The sequence below is a fragment of the Paraburkholderia sp. SIMBA_030 genome (assembly GCF_046535245.1).
In the GTDB taxonomy this organism is placed as follows: Bacteria; Pseudomonadota; Gammaproteobacteria; order Burkholderiales; family Burkholderiaceae; genus Paraburkholderia.
Genome location: NZ_JAWRXB010000437.1, coordinates 1 through 275 on the forward strand (window position 1 = coordinate 1; position 275 = coordinate 275).

The 275-nt window shown below is 71.3% G+C and carries 1 pseudogene; it reads right to left on the minus strand.

The annotated features are described in order from the left end of the window. Window positions 1-275, minus strand: a pseudogene (locus tag SB772_RS40680) (polysaccharide deacetylase family protein); the annotation flags it as partial.

Consider the following 275-nt stretch of genomic DNA (forward strand, 5'->3'; position numbering starts at 1 on the left):
CGTCGAATAGCGCCTGCGGCGACGGCGCCGGCCGCTGCCAGTCATCCAGTATCGCGGTCCAGCCGGTGTGTTCGCGTTGCAGGCGCGCGAGCACGGCTGCGCGATTGTCCCGCGGCATCAACCCGTACGGAAGGCGCAGCGGGATCGCGTCCGGCGCAGGAACGCCGGCGCGGCGGCAGGCCTCGCGAATCAGCGCGTCGGTTGCCTCGATCTCGTCGATCAGCACGTCGTCCGCCAGCGCGCCCGGTCTCGCGTGCGAATGGGTGTGATTGCCG